Source organism: Fontibacillus forbon (genome assembly GCF_046559655.1).
Classification (GTDB): Bacteria; Bacillota; Bacilli; order Paenibacillales; family Paenibacillaceae; genus Fontibacillus.
This window is the reverse complement of record NZ_JBKGFV010000002.1, coordinates 277671-299822: the sequence shown is the minus strand read 5'-3', so window position 1 is coordinate 299822 and position 22152 is coordinate 277671. Positions and strand designations below refer to the sequence as shown.

Genomic DNA, 22152 nt, shown 5'->3' with positions numbered 1-22152 from the left:
AATAAACTAGGAGGGAACCTATGAGTTTCTTTAAAAAACTGAAAGAGAGCATCGCTTCCAAAACCGAGTCGGTGACGAAACAGTTCAAGGACGGTTTGGAAAAAAGCCGCAAAGGCTTCGTGGAGAAAGTAACGGAGTTGATAACCCGGCGCAAAAAAATCGACGAGGAATTTTTCGAGGAGCTTGAAGAAATTCTAATCGGTGCCGATGTTGGCGTAAATACGGTGATGAATCTGATCGAGGAATTGCGCTCCGAGGTGAAAAAGCGCAAAATCGAAGAGGCCGCGGAGCTCCAGCCGATTTTGTCCGAGAAGCTTGTAGATTTGCTTCGCGGCGATGAAGACAACGAACTGAAGCTGAATCCGGACGGGATCACCGTCATCTTGTTCGTCGGCGTCAACGGCGTCGGTAAGACGACGACAATCGGGAAGCTTGCGCACCATTACAAGCAACAAGGCAAGAAAGTGATCATGGCAGCGGGAGACACGTTCCGTGCCGGTGCGATCGAACAGTTGGAAGTATGGGGCAAACGGGTCGGTGTCGATGTGATCAAGCAGCAGGCAGGCTCCGATCCGGCCGCGGTCATGTTCGACGCGGTACAGGCGGCCAAGCAGCGGGGCGCGGATATTCTGCTTTGCGATACGGCGGGACGGCTTCAGAACAAATCCAATCTTATGGAAGAGCTGAACAAAATTTTCCGCGTGATCCAGCGGGAAATTCCTGGAGCGCCCCATGAAGTGCTGATGGTACTGGATGCCACCACCGGCCAAAACGCGCTTAGTCAGGCAAAGCTCTTTGGCGAGAAGAGCGGCGTGACCGGTCTCGTGCTGACGAAACTGGACGGCACGGCCAAGGGCGGGATCGTGATTGCGATCCGTCAAGAGCTGAGCCTGCCGGTGAAGCTTGTCGGGCTTGGGGAGAAAATGGACGACCTGCAAAAGTTCGACTCCGAGCAATTCGTACACGGCCTGTTCGCCGGCCTGATCCGCGAGGACGACGAGCCGGAAGCCCACCGGGAGTAACTGTTTTGGGCAAACGACCATATGTTTAATAAATATTAAGTTGAAAAAACAGGAGGCGAAGTCATGGCCAATACGCATACTTATCCGCGCCGGGAGGAGATCGCTAATGCGATTACCCACGGGATCGGTGCGCTGCTCAGTCTGGCGGGACTGGTACTTTTGGTCGTCTTCTCGAGCATGAAAGGAACGGCGTGGCATGTCGTCAGCTTCACGGTGTACGGAGTGAGCATGCTGCTTCTGTATTCATGCTCGACATTGGTACACAGCTTCAAAGAGGGAAAAGTAAAAGATCTGTTCGAGTTTTTCGACCATTCCTCCATCTATATTTTTATAGCCGGGACCTACACTCCGTTCATGCTGGTGGCCATCCGCGGTCCACTCGGCTGGAGCCTGTTCGGTGTCGTTTGGGGGATCGCGCTGTTAGGCGTAGTATTTAAAGCTTTTTTCGTCAAACGATTCTTGTTCATGTCCACGATCTTCTATCTCATTATGGGATGGTTGATCGTTATCGCCTGGGGGCCGCTCGTAGCCGCTGTTCCTGACACGGGCATTGTGTTGCTCGTCACGGGAGGCATTTTATATTCGCTGGGCACCATATTTTACGTATGGCGGGCTTTTCCGTATCATCACGCGATCTGGCACTTGTTCGTACTGGCCGGCAGCGTTACGCATTTCTTTGCGATCCTGCTGTATTTGCTGCCCAATTGGTAAGACATTAAGCAGCGAGGGCAGGCCGAAGAAAGGAATGCGGCCGGAAAGCAAAAACCACTGGAGGGAATGTTCCAGTGGTTTTTGCTTTGATGGGGTCATGAAGCGGTTCTTGCGCCTTGATTGGAAAAAATCCAGCAGTATCTCGTCAAAACGTCCCCTTCTAGCGATTGCATTGGATGGATTCCAACGGAATTTTGGGAATCAGCGTTTGGACCGGCATTCCTTACTCGCATCGCTGGATAATTTCCAATGAAGCACATGGAGACTTACGGTTAGAGGTATTTCATTGGATAATTTCCAACGAATCGCCCTGTCCGCCCTGTCCGCCCTGTCCGCCCTGTCCGCCCTGTTGGGTATTTATCGATGTTAAGGGAATTTACTTGACAACGGGTTCTGCATTCGGTATGATAAGGAACGTTGATACGCTGTAAAGTGTTTTTCCTTGACGGAGGGAGTGCCCATATGAGTCAAGTGAATAGGCTTGAGAAGACAAACCGGATCAACCTGTTGTTTGATTTTTACGAAGCCTTGCTGACGGAAAAGCAGCAAAGATTTCTCAAATATTATTTTCTCGATGATTTTTCCTTGGGCGAGATCGCCTCGGAATTCGAAATTAGCCGCCAGGCGGTGTATGAGCATATCAAGCGGGCGGAAGAAATGCTAGAGGTTTATGAGTCGAAGCTCGGACTGCTCCGTAAGGATGAAGAGCGCAGCGAATTGCTTTCGGAACTTGAACGAGTGCTAGAAGACAGTGAAATGTCCGCGTTACATAAAGAGACGGCAAAACAGCTGCTGCGCCAGGCTGAACAGTTGTAACACCGGCGGCTTGAGTATGGAAAATGGAACGGAGGTGACCGAAGAATGGCTTTTGAAGGATTGACAAATCGATTGCAGAGCGTATTCAGCAAACTTCGCGGCAAAGGGAAAGTATCGGAAGACGACGTGAACGAAGCGATGCGCGAAGTTCGTTTGGCTTTGCTGGAAGCGGATGTCAACTTTAAAGTGGTCAAGGATTTTATCGCCAAAGTGAAAGAAAAGGCCGTTGGCAGTGAGGTCATGGATAGCTTTACGCCGGGCATGGTCATCATCGACATCGTCAACAAAGAATTGACCGATTTGATGGGCGGCAGCCAGGCGAAGCTGGCGAAGAGCAACCGTCCGCCGACCGTAATCATGATGGCGGGCCTGCAAGGTGCCGGTAAGACGACGACTTCAGCGAAGTTGGCCAAGCTGCTGTTGAAGGGAAACCATCGCCCGCTTCTGGTAGCCGGAGATATTTACCGGCCGGCTGCGATCAAGCAGCTGCAGGTGCTCGGCGAACAGATCAAGGTACCGGTATTCACGCTTCCGGAAGGCAATAGCCCGGTTGAAATTGCACGGCAGGCTTTGCAGCATGCGAAGGACAACGGCAATGACTACCTGCTGATCGATACCGCGGGCCGGCTTCATGTCGACGAAGAATTGATGGAAGAGCTTCGTCAAATTCACGAAGTGACCACGCCGGATGAAGTGCTCCTCGTTGTAGATGCTATGACAGGTCAGGATGCGGTCAACGTAGCCGAGAGCTTCAACCAGCAATTGACACTGACCGGGGTTGTTCTCACGAAGCTGGACGGAGATACCCGCGGCGGCGCAGCCTTGTCGGTTAAAGCGGTCACAGGCTGCCCGATTAAGTTTGCGGCGCTCGGGGAGAAGATCGACGCGCTCGAACCTTTCCATCCGGAACGGATGGCTTCGCGGATTTTGGGCATGGGAGATATGCTTTCGCTGATTGAGAAGGCGCAATCCAACATCGATGCCGAGAAAGCCAAGGAAATGGAACGGAAAATGCGCAATGCGGAATTTACGTTCGACGATTTTCTCGAGCAGATGGATCAGGTCAAAAAGCTGGGTCCGTTGGATCAGATCATGGATATGATTCCCGGCATGGGCAAGATGAAACAGATGAAGGACATCAAGGTTGACGAGAAACAGATGGGCCGGGTGGAAGCGATCGTTCATTCCATGACCAAGCAGGAGAAGCAAAATCCGGATATGATCAATCACAGCCGACGCAAGCGGATTGCCGCAGGAAGCGGAACTACGCTGGCCGACGTAAACCGTCTGATCAAGCAGTTTGACGAGATGCGCAGAATGATGAAACAGTTTTCGGACATGATGGGCCCTAAAGGTAAAGGGTCGAAAATGATGAAGCAACTCGGCAAAGCCGGTAAAGGCATGAGATTTCCATTCCGGTAAAAGGAACTTACCTTTCCGGATGAAATAGATTCATAGTTGTTGATCTTTTAAAGGAGGTGAATTTCGTGGCAGTTCGTATTCGTTTGAAACGCATGGGCGCTCATAAAGCTCCTTTCTATCGTATCGTGGTGTCGAATTCCCGTTCCCCGCGTGACGGCCGTTTTATCGAGGAGATTGGTTTCTACAACCCGGTTGCTGAACCGGCAGTAGTGAACATCGACGAAGAGAAAGCATTGAAATGGCTGCAGGACGGTGCGCAAGCATCTGATACCGTTCGCAACCTGCTCAGCAAAGCGGGCGTAATGAAGAAATTTCATGAGCTTAAGCAGCAGAAATAATTGCTGATTCGGAGGGTCTCTTATGGAACAATTAGTCGGCGTTATTGCGAAGGCTCTTGTTGATCATCCGGACGATGTCCGTGTGGAGGTCGTGGAGAAGGAACATCTGATTGTATATGAGCTTTCCGTACATCCCGATGATGTAGGCAAAGTGATCGGCAAGCAGGGAAGAATCGCCAAGGCGCTCCGCACGGTTGTAGCATCGGCAGCCGTCAAGATGGATAAGCGGGTTACCGTGGACATCATGTCTTAATGATATACGAAAGAGGGTTAGGATGTTTGTCCTAACCCTTTTTCGTACATGCTGAAGCTGGGGGAAGCGGGATGAAGAAGAAGTTTGGAAAATGGCAGATGACCAGTCTCATTCTGCTGGTTTGCTTGCTTGGCAGTCTTTATTTTAATTTCAAATGGTTACCCTACAAAGAAGTACAACAACAAAGTTATTCGGCCATGCTGGATCAGTCTTTCAATTACTGGCTGGAAACCTCATTGACGGAGACGGACCTTGTGATCGAGAGTGTGAGAGACCGTTCTTCGGATGCATTGATCTTGCATCAACTGGGCAGTTTATCAGGGGCGCTGAAGTCCTCGGAAACAACGTTCCGGTCATTGAATCTCCTTTTTGAAAAACAGGGTGCATCTACTTATTTAATGTACAATGTAATGGCGGATTATTATAACTTTATTCAAAAAGATATAGCCGACCAGGTACTGAATCGTATCCTGGATGAAAATCAGGGCCGGAACGAGATTATCAGGAATCTGGAAATCATGAGAGTGGATCTTGCGGAACTGCATCAGCAATTCAAGGCAAGTGAGCTTTCTGAAAGTAAACCTTCCCACCTTCAACAGGAATGGAAGGAAGCCGTTCAAAAAATCGTGTTGCGTAATGACCAGCTTGATTTGTATGATCGGATGAAAGATAAATACGGCTTTGATGCGGATACGGATAATGACGTTTCGTAGAATAAGCCTATAAAGTGCCGGGAGGTTGTTATGTCGGAGTCATTATTGTCAGTGGGAAAAATCGTGAATACGCACGGAATTCGCGGTGAAGTGAAAGTGCTGCTTCAAACCGACTTTCCGGAGGTGCGTTTTGCTCCGAAGGCAAAGTTGCTTATGGTGCATCCGGAACGGGGCGATCAAATCGCGGTAACGGTTATTACGGCGCGTCCATACAAGCAGATGTATATCGTTAAATTTAATGAGTATGACAACATAAATGAAGTTGAAAAGTTTAAAGGATTCGAATTAAAGGTATCCAAGGAAAACAGTGTCGAGTTGCCGGAAAATGAGTACTATTTTCACGAAATTATCGGTTGTCGCGTTGTGAGTGAAGAAGGCGATGAAATCGGGGTTATCGAAGAAATTCTGCGTCCCGGCGCAAACGATGTATGGGTGGTTAAACTCCCGACACGCAAGGAATTGCTGCTGCCTGTCATCGATGATGTCGTACTGGATGTGGATGTTAAGGCCAAGCTCGTCAAGGTCCATCTGATGGAAGGGCTGTTGTAACATGCGCGTAGATGTATTAACCCTTTTTCCGGAGATGTTTGAAGGCGTCTTCCATAGCAGTATTCTGGGGAAAGCCCAAGAAAAAGGCATTGTTTCTCTAAACGCCGTCAATTTCCGGGATTATGCTGGGAATAAGCATGGTACCGTCGATGACACGCCATATGGCGGTGGAGGCGGTATGGTGTTGAAGGCGGAACCGATTTTCAGAGCCGTTGAGGACTTGCTGGGCGAAGCGGGGAAAAGTTCGGAAGAACGATCCACGCCTATGTCCGGTAGCGGCGAGTCGGCGATTGAGCCGAGCTCTCGTGCTCCGCGCATCATACTCATGTGCCCGCAAGGGGAACCCTTTTCTCAGAATAAAGCGGAAGAACTTGCAGGCGAAGAGCATCTCATTTTTATATGCGGCCACTATGAAGGTTACGATGAGCGGATCCGGGAGCATCTGGTGACCGACGAGTTGTCGATCGGCGATTACGTCTTGACCGGGGGAGAGCTCCCCGCGATGGTCATGATCGATAGCGTTACCCGGCTTCTGCCCGGCGTCCTGGGTAATGAGATGAGTGCGGTAACCGATTCCTTCAGCACGGGAATGCTGGAGTATCCTCATTATACCCGGCCCGTGGAATTCCGCGGGTGGAAAGTGCCGGATATTTTGCTGAGCGGCCATCATGCTAACGTCGCAGATTGGCGTCGCAAGGAGGCGTTGCGCCGCACCTGGCTTCGTCGGCCTGACTTGCTGAATTCTTTGGAGTTAACTCCGCAGGATACCAAATGGCTGAAAGAGTTCGAAACAGATCGGAATAGGTGAAATTGCATATGAAAAACCGGAAGAATCGCGGCCCTAAGGTCGCGGTTCTTTTTTCGTTTCGGGGGAATAGGACGTAGTTCGAGTCACATACGATATGATATTTCCTTTTTTTGCGCGGTCGGATCTTTGAAATTTCCGAGATTTGCAGATTGTGGAGGTGACGGGGTGCATCGATTTTGGGATAAGGTAATCAAGCCCTTGATATTGGCGGTTCAGCCAAAAGTTATAGTGGAAATTGGTTCTTTTACAGGATTAAATACGTTTAAATTATTGGATTATTGCCGTTACACCGGAGCAAGGTGTGTAGTTATCGATCCTTCTCCGTTATACGATACCGAGCTCATGCAGAGCTATTACGGTGACGCCGTGACTCTGATGAGGTCGTTAAGTCTTGAGGTCCTGCGCCACGTCGGTGCTTATGACATGATACTTATCGATGGAGATCACAATTGGTACACGGTTTATCATGAGTTAAAACAGATTGAGCAAACGGCGAAGGAGGCAGGTAGTCCTTTTCCGGTTACGATTCTTCATGATACAGGATGGCCCTATGCTAGAAGGGACATGTACTATGCACCGGATACCATTCCGGAGGCTTACCGGCAGCCTTGCGAGAAGAAAGGATTGCAACCGGGAAATGAGGGTTTACTGGATCAAGGAGGATTAAATCATACGGTCCACAATGCCATTCGTGAGCACGGCCCTCGCAATGGCGTGTTAACGGCGATAGAGGATTTTTTGCGGGAAGCCCAGCAACCACTTAGTTATTATGAACTGTCTTCGAATAACGGGCTAGGGGTCATTATCCCTTCATCGGAGGATTTGATGGGAATACTGACTTATATTTTGGACACTTCAGGCCAATAGGGGACAGTTGTATGGTTTGTCCAAACGAAAGGAGCATTTAAAAATGGCGTTTGTATCAATCATCATCCTGACCAAGAACCGGCTGGAGTTGACTAAACGTTGCGTTGAGAGCGTTCTGAGGCATACGCCTGAACGTTATGAATTCGTGTTTGTGGATAACGGTTCAGACGATGGGACACCGGAATACTTAAAGAGTTTGGGGAATAGCAACGTAATTTGCAATGAGCGTAATCTGGGATTTGCCGGCGGAGTTAATCAAGGTTTGGGGGTAGCCAAAGGGAATTTCATATTGCTGTTAAATAATGATACGGTGGTGACGCCAAACTGGCTTGGCGGGTTGATGGCATGTTTCGAAAGGGACGGCAGTATCGGGATTGCCGGACCGCAATCCTATCATGTGGCTCCGATTCAGCGGGTCAACGATGGGGGACCGGGTAGCCTGGATGAGCTTGATGAGTATGCCGAGCATAGGAAGTGCCTGTATGCGGAGAAAGGTTTTTATGCCCACAAATTAACCGGATTCTGCATGCTGATGACCACGCGCGTGTTGGAGCGAATCGGTGGATTTGACGAACGTTTTTATCCGGGAAATTATAAGGATGATGATTTCAGCATTAGGGCTCGAGTCGGCGGTTATCGACTCTGGGTGGCGGAAGATGTTTACGTGCACCATGAAGGGCATGGAACGTTCAGGGACTTAGGATTCAATTATCGGGCTTCGTCGCTTGAGAATGCGGAGCGATTTCGAAAAAAATGGAATGTCGGAAGATCCGCCTATGAAATTGACGTATTCGGATATAATCCCTCCGAGATTGTGGCTAAGGAGAGTTATTTCGATCCATCCAGGCATTTTATGGCATTGAAATCAGGGAAAGTGACTTCGTAAAGAGGTGTATTTTTTAATGTGCGGATATTACACTTATTTCGATCCGAGGAATATGTTGGAATTAACATGACTTTTTCAATAATAGAAATGGTTAGAGGTGACGGATCATGCCTAATGGAAGGCGAAGGCGGTTGTTTACGGCTAGAAGGAGATCAAGAAAAGAGAACCGCCGCAGATTAAGTAATTTGTTCATTCGTTGGACAGGACGGTTTGTTGCTGAATTAAGACCAATCTGGCCAAATATACAAGTGGAACACTGCCAGAAAATTCTCCGCCGGACACGTAGCCTTCCAAGTTTGATTCGCCTCATGCCTTTAAAGTCGAAAGAAAAACAATTGATCCTTATTGACGTGAGACGGTTATTGGTTATTCAAACCCGCTTTTCGTTGCCTGAATTTGATATACGTTTGCAAAAACTCATCCTTACGCTGCATCCGTTTGTTGTGAGGCTAGGGGCTGGCAGCGATGAAGCTAAAGCATTTGCAAATGAGTTGTATGTGACTATTGAAAGAGCTACTAGTAGGGGCATAAACCATCGGGAAGAAATAATTATTCATCCTTCTAACGAAATAACCAGAGCAATTCCTCCAGCAATTCCTCCATTGACTCCAGTGAACGATCATCCGGTTGTAGTACCTCCCACGGTTAACTCACCAGTACTTAATCCCCCTGTTTTGAATTCGGCTGTATTCATGAATTTGTTAGATAATTTGCCCTTTTACTTGATGGATGCAGTGGCAAATCCTAGCCCGATAACAAGAAGCCGGTTGATTACTTTGCTCGATGGTGTTGCGGCGCAATTATTAATTTTAGGTGATCCGCCAGGCCGGGTTATTCAGGTTCCAATGGGATTCAATATTTAAATCAACTATTGGGTGAATCTCCTTTACCGATCCAAGCAGTGAATCAGGCGACTAGTGCGTTGTATGGGGAAATATTACTCTCTACCCCTTCTCTTGGGCTGCCCGTTTCAGACGTGGCAAGCATTGAGTCTGCATTATCGGCTGCACAATTGACAAGCCAACAAGCATTGGCGGGGTTGCAAAGTGCGTTTGAAGCGAGTCAATTTCAAGCCGGATCCGGTGGAAATAATGCTGTAGAGGGGATTGTTGGGCCTACGGGCGCAAGCGGAGCGACGGGAGAACCAGGGGTTCCAAGGGTAACAGGTGCGACAGGTGCCACAGGAGAAACTGGAGCGACCGGAGCGATCGGGGAAACAGGTGCAACGGGAGCAACAGGAGTAACGGGGGGAACTGGTGTGACCGGAGCAACCGGGGAGACTGGGGCAACGGGAGAAACAGGAGCTACGGGAGCAACGGGAGAAACTGGTGCGACAGGAGTAACTGGAGAGACTGGTGCAACGGGAGCAACGGGAGAATCAGGAGAAATAGGAGCAACGGGAGAATCAGGAGCAACAGGAGCAACAGGAGCAACAGGTGTAACGGGAGTAACAGGAGCGACCGGGGAGACAGGTGCGACCGGAGTAACGGGTGAGACTGGTGCGACAGGAGTAACTGGAGAGACAGGTGCGACAGGGTTAACGGGAGAATCAGGAGCAACAGGAGCAACGGGAGCAACAGGAGCGACCGGGGAGACAGGTGCGATAGGAGTAACGGGAGTGACTGGTGCGACAGGGGTAACTGGAGAGACAGGTGCGACAGGGGTAACGGGAGAGACTGGAGCAACAGGAGCAACAGGAGCAACGGGAGAAACTGGTGCAACAGGAGCAACAGGAGTAACGGGTGCAACAGGAGCAACGGGTGCAACAGGAGCAACAGGGGCAACAGGAGCTACGGGAGCGACCGGAGCAACTGGAGAAACGGGAGCAACAGGAGCGACCGGGGAGGCAGGAGCCACAGGAGCAACAGGAGCTACGGGAGCAACAGGGGAGACAGGAGTAACGGGAGAAACAGGAGCTACAGGTGCAACGGGAGAGACTGGTATGACAGGGGTAACCGAGGGGTAACAGGAGAAACTGGAGCAACGGGAGAGACAGGAGCAACAGGTGAAACAGGAGCAACAGGAGCTACCGGAGTAACTGGGGAGACAGGTGCAACGGGAGCAACGGGAGAATCAGGTGCAACAGGTGCAACAGGAGTAACGGGAGTAACGGGAGCAACAGGAGCGTCCGGAGCCACAGGAGCCACAGGAGCCACAGGAGCAACAGGAGAAACTGGAGCAACGGGAGAATCAGGTGCAACAGGAGCAACAGGAGCAACGGGAGAAACTGGTGCAACAGGAGCAACAGGTGGAACGGGGGCAACGGGGGCAACGGGAGCAACGGGAGAGACTGGTACGACAGGGGTAACAGGAGAAACTGGAGCAACGGGAGAGACTGGTGCGACAGGGGTAACAGGAGAAACAGGACCAACAGGAGCAACCGGGGAGACTGGAGCTACGGGAGAAACAGGAGCAACAGGAGCAACAGGAGTAACGGGTGCAACGGGTGCAACGGGTGCAACAGGTGCAACAGGAGCAACAGGGGCAACAGGAGCTACGGGAGCGACCGGAGCAACTGGAGAAACGGGAGCAACAGGAGCAACAGGAGTAACGGGTGCAACAGGAGCAACAGGGGCAACGGGAGAAACTGGTACGACAGGGGTAACAGGAGAAACTGGAGCAACGGGAGAGACAGGAGCAACAGGTGAAACAGGAGCAACAGGAGCTACGGGAGCAACTGGGGAGACAGGTGCAACGGGAGCAACGGGAGAATCAGGTGCAACAGGTGCAACAGGTGCAACAGGAGTAACGGGAGTAACGGGAGCAACGGGAGCAACGGGAGCAACAGGAGCGTCCGGAGCCACAGGAGCCACAGGAGCAACAGGAGCAACAGGAGAAACTGGAGCAACGGGAGAATCAGGAGCAACAGGAGCAACAGGAGAAACTGGAGCAACGGGAGAATCAGGAGCAACAGGAGCAACAGGAGCAACGGGAGAAACTGGTGCAACAGGAGCAACAGGTGGAACGGGGGCAACGGGGGCAACGGGAGTAACAGGAGCGACCGGGGAGACAGGTGCGACAGGGGTAACAGGAGAAACAGGACCAACAGGAGCAACCGGGGAGACTGGAGCTACGGGAGAAACAGGAGCAACAGGGGTCACAGGAGCAACGGGTGCCACAGGTGTGACAGGAGCAACGGGAGCAACGGGAGAGACAGGAGCAACAGGTGCTACAGGAGTGACGGGTGCAACAGGAGCAACGGGAGAAACTGGAGCAACAGGGGTCACAGGAGAAACTGGTGCGACAGGTGCTACAGGAGAAACAGGAGCAACAGGAGCAACAGGAGCAACAGGAACTACAGGATCGACCGGAGCAACGGGTGTTACTGGATCTACGGGTGAAACAGGGGTAACGGGAGCCACGGGTTCCACAGGAGCCACGGGTGCCACAGGTGCCACAGGTGCCACAGGTGCCACAGGTGCCACAGGTGCGACCGGAGCGACAGGAGCGACAGGAGTCACAGGAGCTACGGGAGTAACAGGAGCAACAGGAGCAACAGGAGCAACAGGAGCAACAGGAGCAACGGGAGTGACGGGTTCGACAGGATCTACGGGAGCATCAGGTGGAACGGGAAGTTTTGGGCAATTTCAGGTATCGCAGAATTCACCTAATACAACAGGAAGCTCGGCAATTGCAATTACGAATGTGGCAACGACATTAAAGACCATGACGCTAATAAGTGTGCCTAGCGAAGCCGAGTCTGGTTAACGGGGGTAGTAGGCTGGCAATCCACTTCCGGCACGACTGTGGTGCAATTGCAGATCCTTCGCGGAGCGTCTGTTATATACAGTACAAATCATCATGCGGCCGGTAACAGTTTTTTTGTAACAACGCCTATTGACCATGTGGATTTGACGCCTGGTACGGGCACCGTTTCTTATTCAATGAATGCTTTGACTATAGCGGGAACAGCAAATGCCGTTGGGGGAATTACTTTTACTGCAGCGATAATAAATCCTTAATGTTAGGAAAGTACCTTTTGGTGAGAGGTGGTAAGTTGATCGGGATTAGTCTGTGTATGATTGTAAAAAATGAGGAAGATACTTTAAAGCGGTGTCTGGATTCGGTAGCAGGTATTGTGGATGAAATCATTATTGTCGATACGGGTTCTTCGGATAGAACTAATGCAGTGGCACTTCAATATACGGACCGTGTGCAAGATTTCATATGGATCGATGACTTCGCGGCTGCAAGAAATTTTGCTTTCAGTTTAGCGACTGAGGACTATATTTTTTGGCTGGATGCGGATGATGTTCTGGAGGAGCCCGACAGGATAAAGCTGCTGGAATTAAAAAGAGTTCTGGATCCAAGCGTCGATTCGGTTTCGATGGATTATCATCTGGCCTTCGATGAATTCGGCAATGTAACGAGTAAATTAAGAAGAAACCGACTAGTTAAAAGGACGAATCAATATCGCTGGATCGGTGCGGTGCATGAGTATCTTGAGGTTTGGGGAAATCTACAGCATAGCGATATTGCCGTTACGCATCGGAGCATACGACATGAGAGTGAGCGAAACTTAAGGATTTATGAAACCCGACTTCAAAAGGGAGAAGTCTTTTCCCCAAGGGATACCTTTTATTTTGCAAATGAGCTAAAAGATCATGGGCAGTATGAAAGAGCCACAAGCTATTACAGACAATTTTTAGACAGTCAGCAAGGATGGATTGAGGATTGTTATTCAGCTTGCAGTAAGATGGCGGACTGTTATCACATGCTTGGGGATCAAGAGAAGGAATTAGCTGCCGTACTTGATTCTTTGCGTTATGGAAAGCCTAGAGCGGAGTTTTGCTGTCGACTGGGATTTTACTTTTTAAAGAATAAAGATTTCGATACGGCTATATTCTGGTATACCCAAGCTACTGTTGATGTTGATTCGAAGTTGCGTTGGGTCCAAAGTAATCAAGCGGTTCATACCTGGCTTCCCCATTTACAATTATGCGTTTGTTATGATCGTATCGGGAATTATCAAATGGCTCACGTTCACAACGAAAAAGCCGCTTATTACCGGCCTGATGATCCGCGTATTCTATACAATCGAACTTATCTGGCGAAGCTGTTGTCTCCGGAAAAAGTTTAAAGGTAGGAGACTTTTATTCTGGAATAAGGTGCATTTCATTAAGTTTTGGGTAATAAAAAGATAGCAAGGTCAACAATTTTTTTGATTGACGTAGGAGGCAAGAAAAGTAATGGAACAGCAACTAGAACCCTCGGAACAACAACTAGAGCCCCGGCAGGATGACATACAGCGGGAAGATGAACTTATATTGACTGTCGATGATATTTTAAAATTTTATGCCGGACGGCATTGACATCCACGCTCATCAAGGAGGTTAACATAATGATCGGATATTTGATTGATCCTTTAGAATTAGAACAGGAGTTACTGAGTGAGGTTTTACCGAACGAGTAGGTATAGCTGTGGGATAATCAGAGGTATTTGATGATGAAATATAAGATGATTTCTGATTACTTCAGGAATCATCTTTTTTGTTCGTTAAAATAAAAATAGAGGCCGCCCGATCCGGGCAACCTCTTAATGTCAAAGTATGGTCGGAGTAGCGGGATTCGAACCCACGGCCTCACCCACCCCAAGGGTGCGCGCTACCTAACTGCGCCATACCCCGATCATGTACGCGATTAACCGCACATATCAACGTTTTACCTTGCGTCGTTCCAACGCTCGTCGATGGCGATACCATATTATACCGAATACGCGCACCCCCCTGCAATAGAAAACCGTGCATCATAACGAGAGTTTTTAGTGTACGTTATTGGTAAAATATTCGATTATCCAGCAAAATCAAAAGAACCGATAAACCGCGCTTGTCGCTAACGGGCTATCGGCTCTGCGTCTTTGCGCCAGGCTCTTGGATAACTGACATAATCATTTATAGTAATTTGATTAACGTTTCCTGTTTGCACTTCGGGCGTTTTACTTCCGCAAGCAAGACGTAATATCTTTACATCTCCTTATTATATTTATTGAGGCGAAAAATGAAGAAACCAACAACAAACAAATATGCAAAGACCAACAGGAGAACAGCGATCACATCTACGCCCATTAGAGCGAAAGAAATCATCAAAGCGCCGAATACGTAAAGCATCATATCATATGCTTTTGCTTTCGCTTGATTTGAAATAGCGACATTGCGTTCATCATTTTTATTTATCTCCATTTGCTTTTGGAGTTCCGGGTTGTTTTTTGCTACTCTGCGGCTAATTACATTTCCAAGCCCATGCCCGAATAGACCGCACCCCAAACCTATGCAAACATAAGGCAATACAAGCATTATACCTTGTGGGTCGACAATCAATTTCAATAGAGACAGTCCAACACCAAGCAACAATATACCGAAGATAACAGCAAAGCGATCAAAACTTTTTTTCTTCATCATGCATCCTCCTCATAAATAAAAATTTCCTCAATACTCATTTCAAAATACCGTGCAATCTTAAAAGCCAAAAGTATGGATGGATTATATCTGCCATTTTCTAAAGAACCTATTGTCTGTCTTGATACTTCTAATACTGCGGCTAAATCCTCCTGCTTTATCCCTCTGCTTTTCCTCAATTCTTCCAAACGATTTTTCAAAATGTACCTCCTTGCTATGGAAAGTTTGCTTTCCATTTTTATAATAGCAAGCATTCGTGGAAATGTAAAGTGAGCTTTACATATTTCTTTTTGAAAAAGTACAACAATCGGCTACACATGCTTATAAGATGGTTTTCGTTTATGTAATCAATAAAAAATCCTACTCGAATGAGCAGGATTTATTTCGATTTATTATTCTGATTCAGGTCTCTTTACTTGAAGAGGAGGAGGGATAAGCCATCCCTTTTCCTTGTTTAGTTTTAATATTTTGAGGCCCAAGGCTACTTTTGTGAGATGATATTTAGCAAATAAGGCGCCGATATCCTCCCGGATGGATTGCCCCATAGCTTGACTACACGCAACAAGCCCCGCGGAAGTATCTACCGCAATTTTAGCAGCTATCTCAGGGTCGGTAAATTTTGCGCCGGCTGGAATGTCTTCAAGTTTTACGGGAGGTTTATCAGGCATAATCGGAGCTGAGGGTATCCCGTTGTCAGAGAGCAATTCATTGCACTCTTTTATCTCTAGCTTGGCTTGATCAATTAAATCATTGAGTATTTTTTTTAGGTCATTATCACCGGCGTGGTTCAGATATGTCTGGTAGCAAGATACGGCGCCTATGGCTCCCAAGGAGAATGCCCATACACCAAAAATTTCGCCGTAGTGCATAGGTTCATTTTTTGGATTACCGCTTAAAACACCCATTTTATCGCTCCTTCTTAAGTTAATTACGACGGTATAATGCCCAGAAAAATTAAATTAATGTACGAAAGGTTTTTGCATGGATGCTTAATAAATTGATTAAGTAGGTTATATTATAGAAAGAAAGCAATCCTTAATTATGGCGCGAATGAAGTATCCCCCTGCTTCGGAGCGTATAAAATACCTTGCTATGCCTTGGGAATTGTGATAAAATTCTTTTTGTTGTGAATTCGGTGGTCCGCTGCGGATGATGAGGGAGAACATGAGGTTTTCCGGAAGAGGCATGAACACCTGAGTGGAAGGAGGGAGTCCTAGATGAATATCGTTCAAGCGATTACGCAAGAACAGCTTCGCAAAGATATTCCGAGCTTTCGTCCTGGTGACACTTTAAAAGTGTTCGTAAAGGTTATCGAGGGAACTCGTGAACGTATCCAGTTGTTCGAAGGTGTTGTTATTAAGCGTCGTGGCGGAGGAATCAGCGAAACTTTTACAGTTCGTAAAATTTCCAACGGTGTAGGCGTGGAAAGAACTTTCCCGCTTCATTCCCCGAAAATCGATAAAATCGAAGTGGCTCGCCGTGGTAAAGTGCGTCGTGCGAAGCTGTACTATCTTCGTGAACTTCGCGGTAAAGCAGCGAGAATTAAAGAAGTGCGTCGTTAATTCATTAACGATCAGGGGGGCTTGGTTGATCAAGCCCCTTTACTATTTTTAAAAACAGCGATTCGTTACATATTACTTGACAAAGAGAGGTCAGGATCCATGGAGCATCAAGTTCTATCCGAGCAATCGGTCCAGTCGGACTCCCCGCAGGACCCGCCCAAGAAAGAAAAAAGCGAGGCGCTTGAATGGCTGAAAGCCATCGTTATCGCTGTTGTACTGGTTCTCCTGATTCGCTGGCTTTTCTTCGCACCGTTTATTGTAGACGGTCCATCGATGCAGCCGAATTTTCATACCGGAGAAAGAATCATCGTAAACAAGATCATCTTTGATATTCGCGGTCCAAAGCATGGGGAGGTCGTCGTTTTCCATGTACCTTCCGAGGGGCGCGATTTTATTAAACGTGTTATTGGGGTTCCCGGGGATAAGGTTAAAGTTGAAGGCGATACAGTTACGGTGAACGGTCAAGTGATTGAAGAAACATACATTCAAGACGTACTGAATGAGAAGCATAATAATAATGAACTATATAATACGGAGTCTAATTTTCCGAATGAGCAAGTGACGGACGATACGGTTCCGGAAGGTCATGTATTCGTGCTTGGCGACAACCGCTCTAACAGTACGGACAGCCGCAGAATCGGGTATGTGCCTTATGGGGACATTATAGGCCGGGCCGATCTCGTATTTTGGCCGCTGAAAGATATTCAGTTCATTAAACATTAAAAGACATCCGGTTGGGATGCCTAATCGGGAGCTAGAGGGGATAGAGTATGACAATTCAATGGTTTCCCGGACATATGACCAAGGCACGGCGTCAGATTCAGGAGAAGCTGAAGCTGATTGATGTCGTAATCGAACTGGTGGATGCACGTCTGCCTTTATCCAGCCGAAATCCGATGATCGATGAGATTCTGCAAGGTAAACCACGTCTGATTGTTCTGAATAAATCGGATCTTGCCGATCCGGCGGTAACGCGGCAGTGGATTGATTATTTTAAGGAAGAAGGCCATGTGGCAGTCCAAGTGGACGCGTCGAGCGGACAGGGCATTAAGGAAATTCCTTTATTAGCCAAAGAATTAATGAAGGAAAAGATCGAAAGACAGCTGGCAAAAGGGATTAATCCCCGCGCCGTACGGGCATTGATTGTGGGAATACCAAACGTAGGCAAATCTACGCTGATCAATCGCTTGGCAGGCAGGAATATCGCCGCAACCGGCGACCGCCCCGGCGTGACCAAGGCTCAGCAATGGATTAAGGTCGGCACGGAGATGGAATTGCTGGATACTCCGGGGATCTTGTGGCCGAAGTTTGAGGATCAGAATGTCGGTTACCGCTTGGCATTGACGGGGGCGATCCGCGAGGAAATTTTGAACGTTGAAGATATCGCCTTTTTCGGCGTGAAATATTTGGTGAAATATTATTGGGAACCGTTTAGAGAACGGTTTGATTTGAAAGATCAGCCCACGGATTTTGAAAATCCGGATGAGATAGTAGCCGTCATGGAGGCAATCGGCAGGAAGCGCGGTTGTATTGTCAGCGGAGGACGAGTGGATCTTGAAAAGGCTTCCGGGATTCTCCTTCGCGAACTTCGCGCAGGAAAACTGGGCAGATACACACTGGAAGCTCCCTATTAAATAAAGAGCGTAGATAAGAGTGCTCGGCAGGCAGTCACGCCGGGGAGATTAGGTTCTGGTTCGCAAAAAGGGTGCGGAATCCTGAGGGATTTCATGCCCTTTTTTTGTTTTTTGGGACTTGCTATTTTTTAGGGCTGTATACTTCCAAAACGGAGTCTGGATGCCGATAATAATAGTAGTTCGATCAACAGACCCTATGGTGTCCTTTATGTTCCGGGAATTATCAGCTGGATAATCCGGGTGTACTTGATAAAAACGACCAAGATAAGTAAGCTTGTAAAGAAGGTTATGGGATTGAAGGAGGCATTATGAGTGATCTGTTAATGCACGAAAAAGAGTACTGGCAGACTTACCGCAATATTGCTGGAATCGATGAAGTGGGACGGGGATGCCTGTTTGGCGACGTGGTGGCAGCAGCTGTAATCATGCCGCAAGGTTTGGTGCTGGAAGACGTAAATGATTCCAAGAAATTAAGTCCGAAGAAACGTGATTTGCTGTATGACATTATCATGGAACAGGCTGTTGCAGTTGGCATCGGGTTTTCAGATGCGGCTACCATAGATCGGATTAACATTAAACAGGCAACCCGGCTGGCGATGAAGCAGGCTGTAGAACAGCTTGCTATTGTACCGGATTTTTTGCTGATAGACGCAGAAAAGGTGGATTCGAAAATTCCTCAGCTTTCGGTGATCAAGGGAGACGCTACAAGCCAATCTATTGCAGCTGCTTCCATCGTAGCCAAAGTTACGCGGGACCGGCTTTGCCAGGGAGAATGGGATGCGCTATATCCTGAGTACGGGATTGGGATACATAAAGGATATGCGACAAAGCTTCACCGCGAGCAGATTCTAGCGTTGGGCCCGACATCGATGCACCGGAAAAGTTTTATGCGCAACTTGTTTATAGAGGAACAAACGTTGTTTTAAAATACCCGCCTGAACAAGGCGGGTTTTCCATATCAATGATGGGCGGATGGGAGAGAAATCATGAATATCGGACCATTACTTCGAAGTGTAGTGGGGGACGCCCGGCCCGGGACGCCCCAAAAACTCGAGTTAAAGGCGGGGCAGGTAGTCCGGGGCACGGTGCTGAGCGTATCGGAAGACGGCCAGGAGGCTGTAATTCAGGTTCAGGGCGTTAAGCTGCATGCGGCCTTGGAAACACCGCTTCAGGAAGGGCAAACGACTTTGCTCCAGGTGCAGCCGCAGACCGAAGACGGTCTGTTGAAGCTCAAGCCGGTTCAAACGCTTCCGTCAGGGAGCTTATCGGCCGCTTCTTTAACGAATGCGTTGGAAACATTAGGGCTGGACAATACGCCGGGGAACCGTGAAATGCTTCAATTGATGCAGACTAACGGGATACCGCTGACCAAAGAAAATGTGGCGCAACTGATGAACTTGAATGCACAGAAACCGGCTTCGGTACCCATGCCGGAATGGATTCATGCGGTCGGTATAGCGATAAACCGGGGGCTGCCCTTGACGGGTGAAACCGTAACGGGCCTGCATCAGGCGGTTTTTGGCCCTCCGTTGCACACGCTTTTGTCCGCTTTAGAGGAACAGCTGGTTGCGTGGGTTCAGCGTGAAGCGGCAGTGGGAAGTCCTGCACCGGGTGGCGGCAAGGAGCAGGCCGGTATGGGTACTGCAGGTTCTCATGGGACGGCGGTCTCTGGAGGAGCCGGGACTTCAGGTGCAATGGAGAAGGCAGCCGCTGAAGCATCGGGGATGTCCCTGGCTGATAAAGCTGCCGGCTCTGTGGCTAGCGGGACCGGAACGCTTGCGGGGGGGATTTCTTCGGCGGGAGGCGGACAGTCTGTCATGCAGGCTTTGACCCAGTCCGGCAACAAAGTGAATGATCAGTTGCTAATGAAGCTGCAACAGGTAATCGCCGAATTGAAGGGAGCCGTGCTGCTGGAAGGCACGGCAACCGGTGAGTCGTCCCCGGCTCCAAACGGGACGACGGGGACGCCAGCCGCCAGCGGGCAGGCGCTGGCGAAGGGAACCCCCGCTGCGGCTGGAGCTGAGCCGGCGGCAACGGCATTGCCGGGCGAAGGCCCCGCAGGGCCTTCGCCGCAGGTGCGCCCCGCCCCCATGACGGAGTCGTGGGTGGGGCGCGTGCTGAAGCTGCTCGGTGCGGAGCACGAGCAGCAGGTGCTGCGCGCGGGCGCCTCCGGCGAGCCCGCGTCAACCGCGCCGCCCGCCGGAGGCGTGGCGCAGCAAGCCGCCGCAGGCGGCGGGGGCGCGCAGGCGGCGGCCCCAGCGCCCACGCTAGCGCCGGCGCAAAGCGGCGGCGCATTGCCCGGCAGCGGGCCAGGGCCAGAGGCCGCGCTGCAGACACCGCCGCCTCGCGGCGACGTCGCGGGCGCAGCCGCGCCCGCCCCTGGCGGACCGGCGGCGGGCCCTGGTGCCGCCGGCGCAGGGCACCAGGACAAGGCAGCGCCGCAGGCGGCCTTGTCCACCGCGGCGCTGGGCGATGTCCCCGCGCCGGAGAACGGCGCCGCGGCCGGGAATGCCGCCCGCGAAACGTTAAAGGGTCTGCTGCTCCAGATCGCAGCGGCGGACGATCTGCCCGCCCCGCTTCAAGACGCGGCTAAGCAGATCATTCAACAACTGACCGGTCAACAGTTGCTGTTGACTACGGACCGGACCACGCCTTTTGCACAGGTTACGATGTTTCTGCCCTTTATTGGTCCGGACGGCGAGCAGACCGCTTCGGTTCATATCGAATCCCGGCGCGGCCGAAAAGGTGAACTAGACGCCGCCAATTGCAGGCTCTGGTTTGATTTGCAGATGAAAGCGCTGGGCCAGATTATGGTCGACGTACAGGTGGCAGATAAAAAAGTGCTGCTCAAAATATTCAGTGAGCAGGAAATTGCCGGAGCCTTTTTGGAATCCAGGCAGTCAGAGATTGAGAGTGCTTTGGAAACCGCAGGATACAGGCTGCTTTCCTTGAAGGCGGAGCCGCTGATTTCGGCCGGATCGGAAGAGACAGCGGGCCACGAGCTAGGGCAATCGTTATCCTATGCGCCAAGTCCATATAAAGGGGTGGATTACAGGGTATGAGCGAAAAAGAAAGTCAGCGCCCCGTCCCATACAAAAAAGCGGTAGCTTTGAAGTATGACCCGAAGCAAAATGAAGCTCCGGTAGTGACCGCTAAAGGAAGCGGTCATCTTGCCGAGAGAATATTGGACCTGGCCCGGGAACATGCCATTCCGGTGCAGGAAGACGCGGCATTAGTTGAAGTGCTCTCAAAACTCGATCTGGATCGCCAGATCCCGACGGAATTGTATACCTTGGTAGCCGAAATTTTAAGCTTCATTTATCGCTCCGATAAACTGGCGGAAAGAGGGATGAATCTTGACTGACCGTGATTTGTTGCGTAAATCCGCCGCTTCCGCCCCCCTTAATGAATCCGCCAAGCATCCCGCATGGGCCAAACACCCTGCAGAGCCGAAGCCTTTATTATCCGCGGACGCATCTGTAACCGCCAAGCTCCCCGCTTCGTCCTACAAGCGTTCCAAGGATGGAAGGAAAGCCCGTGGACGGTGGGCTGAACAACTTGCGGAGGATTATTTGAAGAAGCAGGGCTATAAAATTGTGGAGCGAAATTGGCGATGCCGTACCGGTGAACTGGATCTAATAGCCATGCAAGGCAATATTCTCGTTATTGTGGAGGTGCGCAGCCGCAGCGCTCAAAGTGCTGCATTCGGCACGCCAGCCGAATCCATCACTCCCCGCAAGATCAAGCAAGTAAGGGATACAGCCGCAGTTTACTTGCACCGTACTTCCCAAATCGAAGCCAAAATACGATTCGATATGATCGGGATCGTCATGCGATCTAATGGGGATTCCGAATTCATTTCCGAGTCACTTGAACATATAGTCGCTGCATTTTAACAACAAGCATGTTGTTGGTTGCTTGAACCTTTTTTCATGATATTTGTACATTCCTGATAGACAAAATTCTTGAAATGTCCACCTAAATGCGGACAAAAAGGATATTTTGATTAATTGTTCAAAAAATCTACATATAGGTTTGGAATCGTAAGTTTACACTGTATTTTGTGCTTGATCATTTGGGAGCATGTTATCTCTTTTTCAGAAAAGTGTCCACCTTTTAAAAGACAAATCGGCAATTTATCCACGGTGGAAGGACAACAGACTCCAATGCTTATTA

24 protein-coding genes, 1 tRNA gene and 1 pseudogene are annotated in these 22152 nt (G+C 49.6%); 22 read left to right on the top strand and 4 right to left on the bottom strand.

Annotated features, from left to right (window positions below):
• Positions 1-20: 20 nt before the first annotated feature.
• The 15 genes and pseudogenes from ftsY to ACLB09_RS08040 all read left to right on the top strand — a co-directional run bounded on the left by ftsY (position 21) and on the right by ACLB09_RS08040 (position 13697).
• Positions 21-1022: a signal recognition particle-docking protein FtsY gene (gene ftsY / locus ACLB09_RS08110; RefSeq protein ID WP_410769293.1), complete on the top strand. Its 1002-nt coding sequence runs from the start codon at positions 21-23 to the stop codon at positions 1020-1022.
• 63 nt (positions 1023-1085) lie between these two features.
• Entirely contained in the window at positions 1086-1733 is a 648-nt protein-coding gene (gene trhA, locus ACLB09_RS08105) for a PAQR family membrane homeostasis protein TrhA (RefSeq protein ID WP_410769291.1), read from the top strand.
• 462 nt (positions 1734-2195) lie between these two features.
• Positions 2196-2549 (top strand): putative DNA-binding protein, encoded by a 354-nt coding sequence (locus tag ACLB09_RS08100; RefSeq protein WP_410769290.1) that lies wholly within the window; start codon positions 2196-2198, stop codon positions 2547-2549.
• Between the two features lie 45 nt (positions 2550-2594).
• A complete protein-coding gene (gene ffh, locus ACLB09_RS08095; protein WP_410769289.1) occupies positions 2595-3971 on the top strand; it encodes a signal recognition particle protein in 1377 nt (458 codons plus the stop codon).
• A gap of 65 nt (positions 3972-4036) precedes the next feature.
• Complete coding sequence (gene rpsP / locus ACLB09_RS08090) at positions 4037-4309, top strand: 30S ribosomal protein S16 (RefSeq protein ID WP_114495920.1); 273 nt, start codon at positions 4037-4039, stop codon at positions 4307-4309.
• A gap of 22 nt (positions 4310-4331) precedes the next feature.
• Positions 4332-4562, top strand: coding sequence for a KH domain-containing protein (locus ACLB09_RS08085; protein ID WP_068780674.1), 231 nt, complete (start codon positions 4332-4334; stop codon positions 4560-4562).
• Between the two features lie 71 nt (positions 4563-4633).
• Positions 4634-5275, top strand: coding sequence for a hypothetical protein (locus ACLB09_RS08080; protein ID WP_410769288.1), 642 nt, complete (start codon positions 4634-4636; stop codon positions 5273-5275).
• A gap of 30 nt (positions 5276-5305) precedes the next feature.
• On the top strand, positions 5306-5824 hold the full coding sequence (gene rimM, locus ACLB09_RS08075; RefSeq protein WP_410769287.1) for a ribosome maturation factor RimM: 519 nt from the start codon (positions 5306-5308) through the stop codon (positions 5822-5824).
• 1 nt (position 5825) lies between these two features.
• Positions 5826-6632, top strand: a complete 807-nt coding sequence (trmD, locus tag ACLB09_RS08070) for a tRNA (guanosine(37)-N1)-methyltransferase TrmD (protein WP_410769286.1) — start codon at positions 5826-5828, stop codon at positions 6630-6632.
• A gap of 165 nt (positions 6633-6797) precedes the next feature.
• On the top strand, positions 6798-7499 hold the full coding sequence (locus tag ACLB09_RS08065) for a class I SAM-dependent methyltransferase (protein ID WP_410769285.1): 702 nt from the start codon (positions 6798-6800) through the stop codon (positions 7497-7499).
• A 43-nt stretch (positions 7500-7542) separates the two neighbouring features.
• Positions 7543-8385 carry a glycosyltransferase family 2 protein gene (locus tag ACLB09_RS08060; RefSeq protein ID WP_410769284.1) on the top strand — a complete coding sequence of 281 codons (843 nt, stop codon included), beginning with the start codon at positions 7543-7545 and terminating at the stop codon, positions 8383-8385.
• Between the two features lie 131 nt (positions 8386-8516).
• On the top strand, positions 8517-9248 hold the full coding sequence (locus ACLB09_RS08055; protein ID WP_410769283.1) for a hypothetical protein: 732 nt from the start codon (positions 8517-8519) through the stop codon (positions 9246-9248).
• A gap of 245 nt (positions 9249-9493) precedes the next feature.
• Positions 9494-12093 (top strand): annotated as a pseudogene (locus ACLB09_RS08050) (beta strand repeat-containing protein); the annotation flags it as partial.
• Positions 12094-12403: 310 nt separating this feature from the next.
• A complete protein-coding gene (locus tag ACLB09_RS08045; protein WP_410769282.1) occupies positions 12404-13465 on the top strand; it encodes a tetratricopeptide repeat-containing glycosyltransferase family 2 protein in 1062 nt (353 codons plus the stop codon).
• Positions 13466-13574: 109 nt separating this feature from the next.
• Positions 13575-13697: a hypothetical protein gene (locus ACLB09_RS08040; RefSeq protein ID WP_410769281.1), complete on the top strand. Its 123-nt coding sequence runs from the start codon at positions 13575-13577 to the stop codon at positions 13695-13697.
• Between the two features lie 238 nt (positions 13698-13935).
• Here the strand turns inward: ACLB09_RS08040 and ACLB09_RS08035 are convergent.
• The 4 genes from ACLB09_RS08035 to ACLB09_RS08020 form a co-directional block, all read right to left on the bottom strand.
• Positions 13936-14012: transfer RNA gene (locus ACLB09_RS08035), tRNA-Pro, on the bottom strand.
• A 336-nt stretch (positions 14013-14348) separates the two neighbouring features.
• The gene (locus tag ACLB09_RS08030) at positions 14349-14783 is read right to left on the bottom strand and encodes a DUF6442 family protein (protein ID WP_410769280.1); all 435 of its coding nucleotides are present in this window, start codon (positions 14781-14783) and stop codon (positions 14349-14351) included.
• The gene (locus ACLB09_RS08025; protein WP_410769279.1) at positions 14780-14980 is read right to left on the bottom strand and encodes a helix-turn-helix transcriptional regulator; all 201 of its coding nucleotides are present in this window, start codon (positions 14978-14980) and stop codon (positions 14780-14782) included. The genes ACLB09_RS08030 and ACLB09_RS08025 overlap by 4 nt, the downstream gene beginning before the upstream one ends.
• Before the next feature lie 192 nt (positions 14981-15172).
• Complete coding sequence (locus ACLB09_RS08020; RefSeq protein WP_410769278.1) at positions 15173-15685, bottom strand: DUF3231 family protein; 513 nt, start codon at positions 15683-15685, stop codon at positions 15173-15175.
• A gap of 312 nt (positions 15686-15997) precedes the next feature.
• On the opposite strand from ACLB09_RS08020, the gene rplS reads away from it, so the two are divergent.
• The 7 genes from rplS (at position 15998) to ACLB09_RS07985 (ending at position 21872) form a co-directional block, all read left to right on the top strand.
• A complete protein-coding gene (gene rplS, locus ACLB09_RS08015; protein WP_114495903.1) occupies positions 15998-16342 on the top strand; it encodes a 50S ribosomal protein L19 in 345 nt (114 codons plus the stop codon).
• A 99-nt stretch (positions 16343-16441) separates the two neighbouring features.
• The gene (lepB, locus tag ACLB09_RS08010; RefSeq protein WP_410769276.1) at positions 16442-17065 is read left to right on the top strand and encodes a signal peptidase I; all 624 of its coding nucleotides are present in this window, start codon (positions 16442-16444) and stop codon (positions 17063-17065) included.
• A gap of 47 nt (positions 17066-17112) precedes the next feature.
• Positions 17113-17976, top strand: a complete 864-nt coding sequence (gene ylqF, locus ACLB09_RS08005) for a ribosome biogenesis GTPase YlqF (protein WP_410769275.1) — start codon at positions 17113-17115, stop codon at positions 17974-17976.
• A 308-nt stretch (positions 17977-18284) separates the two neighbouring features.
• Entirely contained in the window at positions 18285-18902 is a 618-nt protein-coding gene (locus ACLB09_RS08000) for a ribonuclease HII (protein WP_410769274.1), read from the top strand.
• Between the two features lie 60 nt (positions 18903-18962).
• Positions 18963-21038, top strand: coding sequence for a flagellar hook-length control protein FliK (locus ACLB09_RS07995; RefSeq protein ID WP_410769273.1), 2076 nt, complete (start codon positions 18963-18965; stop codon positions 21036-21038).
• The gene (locus tag ACLB09_RS07990; protein ID WP_410769272.1) at positions 21035-21340 is read left to right on the top strand and encodes an EscU/YscU/HrcU family type III secretion system export apparatus switch protein; all 306 of its coding nucleotides are present in this window, start codon (positions 21035-21037) and stop codon (positions 21338-21340) included. Before ACLB09_RS07995 ends, ACLB09_RS07990 begins: the two co-directional genes overlap by 4 nt.
• On the top strand, positions 21333-21872 hold the full coding sequence (locus tag ACLB09_RS07985; protein WP_410769271.1) for a YraN family protein: 540 nt from the start codon (positions 21333-21335) through the stop codon (positions 21870-21872). Before ACLB09_RS07990 ends, ACLB09_RS07985 begins: the two co-directional genes overlap by 8 nt.
• Positions 21873-22152 lie beyond the last annotated feature (280 nt).

What these genes read in the sequence shown, in the direction of transcription:
- rplS (WP_114495903.1), top strand. Translation starts at nt 15,998, where the DNA reads ATGAATATCGTTCAAGCGATTACGCAAGAACAGCTTCGCAAAGATATT.
- ftsY (WP_410769293.1), top strand. Translation starts at nt 21, where the DNA reads ATGAGTTTCTTTAAAAAACTGAAAGAGAGCATCGCTTCCAAAACCGAG.
- rimM (WP_410769287.1), top strand. Translation starts at nt 5,306, where the DNA reads ATGTCGGAGTCATTATTGTCAGTGGGAAAAATCGTGAATACGCACGGA.
- lepB (WP_410769276.1), top strand. Translation starts at nt 16,442, where the DNA reads ATGGAGCATCAAGTTCTATCCGAGCAATCGGTCCAGTCGGACTCCCCG.
- ACLB09_RS07990 (WP_410769272.1), top strand. Translation starts at nt 21,035, where the DNA reads ATGAGCGAAAAAGAAAGTCAGCGCCCCGTCCCATACAAAAAAGCGGTA.
- ACLB09_RS07995 (WP_410769273.1), top strand. Translation starts at nt 18,963, where the DNA reads ATGAATATCGGACCATTACTTCGAAGTGTAGTGGGGGACGCCCGGCCC.
- ACLB09_RS08020 (WP_410769278.1), bottom strand. Translation starts at nt 15,685, where the DNA reads ATGGGTGTTTTAAGCGGTAATCCAAAAAATGAACCTATGCACTACGGC.
- trhA (WP_410769291.1), top strand. Translation starts at nt 1,086, where the DNA reads ATGGCCAATACGCATACTTATCCGCGCCGGGAGGAGATCGCTAATGCG.
- ACLB09_RS08045 (WP_410769282.1), top strand. Translation starts at nt 12,404, where the DNA reads ATGATTGTAAAAAATGAGGAAGATACTTTAAAGCGGTGTCTGGATTCG.
- ACLB09_RS08085 (WP_068780674.1), top strand. Translation starts at nt 4,332, where the DNA reads ATGGAACAATTAGTCGGCGTTATTGCGAAGGCTCTTGTTGATCATCCG.
- ACLB09_RS08100 (WP_410769290.1), top strand. Translation starts at nt 2,196, where the DNA reads ATGAGTCAAGTGAATAGGCTTGAGAAGACAAACCGGATCAACCTGTTG.
- ffh (WP_410769289.1), top strand. Translation starts at nt 2,595, where the DNA reads ATGGCTTTTGAAGGATTGACAAATCGATTGCAGAGCGTATTCAGCAAA.
- ACLB09_RS08080 (WP_410769288.1), top strand. Translation starts at nt 4,634, where the DNA reads ATGAAGAAGAAGTTTGGAAAATGGCAGATGACCAGTCTCATTCTGCTG.
- trmD (WP_410769286.1), top strand. Translation starts at nt 5,826, where the DNA reads ATGCGCGTAGATGTATTAACCCTTTTTCCGGAGATGTTTGAAGGCGTC.
- ACLB09_RS08000 (WP_410769274.1), top strand. Translation starts at nt 18,285, where the DNA reads ATGAGTGATCTGTTAATGCACGAAAAAGAGTACTGGCAGACTTACCGC.
- ylqF (WP_410769275.1), top strand. Translation starts at nt 17,113, where the DNA reads ATGACAATTCAATGGTTTCCCGGACATATGACCAAGGCACGGCGTCAG.
- ACLB09_RS08030 (WP_410769280.1), bottom strand. Translation starts at nt 14,783, where the DNA reads ATGATGAAGAAAAAAAGTTTTGATCGCTTTGCTGTTATCTTCGGTATA.
- ACLB09_RS08060 (WP_410769284.1), top strand. Translation starts at nt 7,543, where the DNA reads ATGGCGTTTGTATCAATCATCATCCTGACCAAGAACCGGCTGGAGTTG.
- ACLB09_RS08040 (WP_410769281.1), top strand. Translation starts at nt 13,575, where the DNA reads ATGGAACAGCAACTAGAACCCTCGGAACAACAACTAGAGCCCCGGCAG.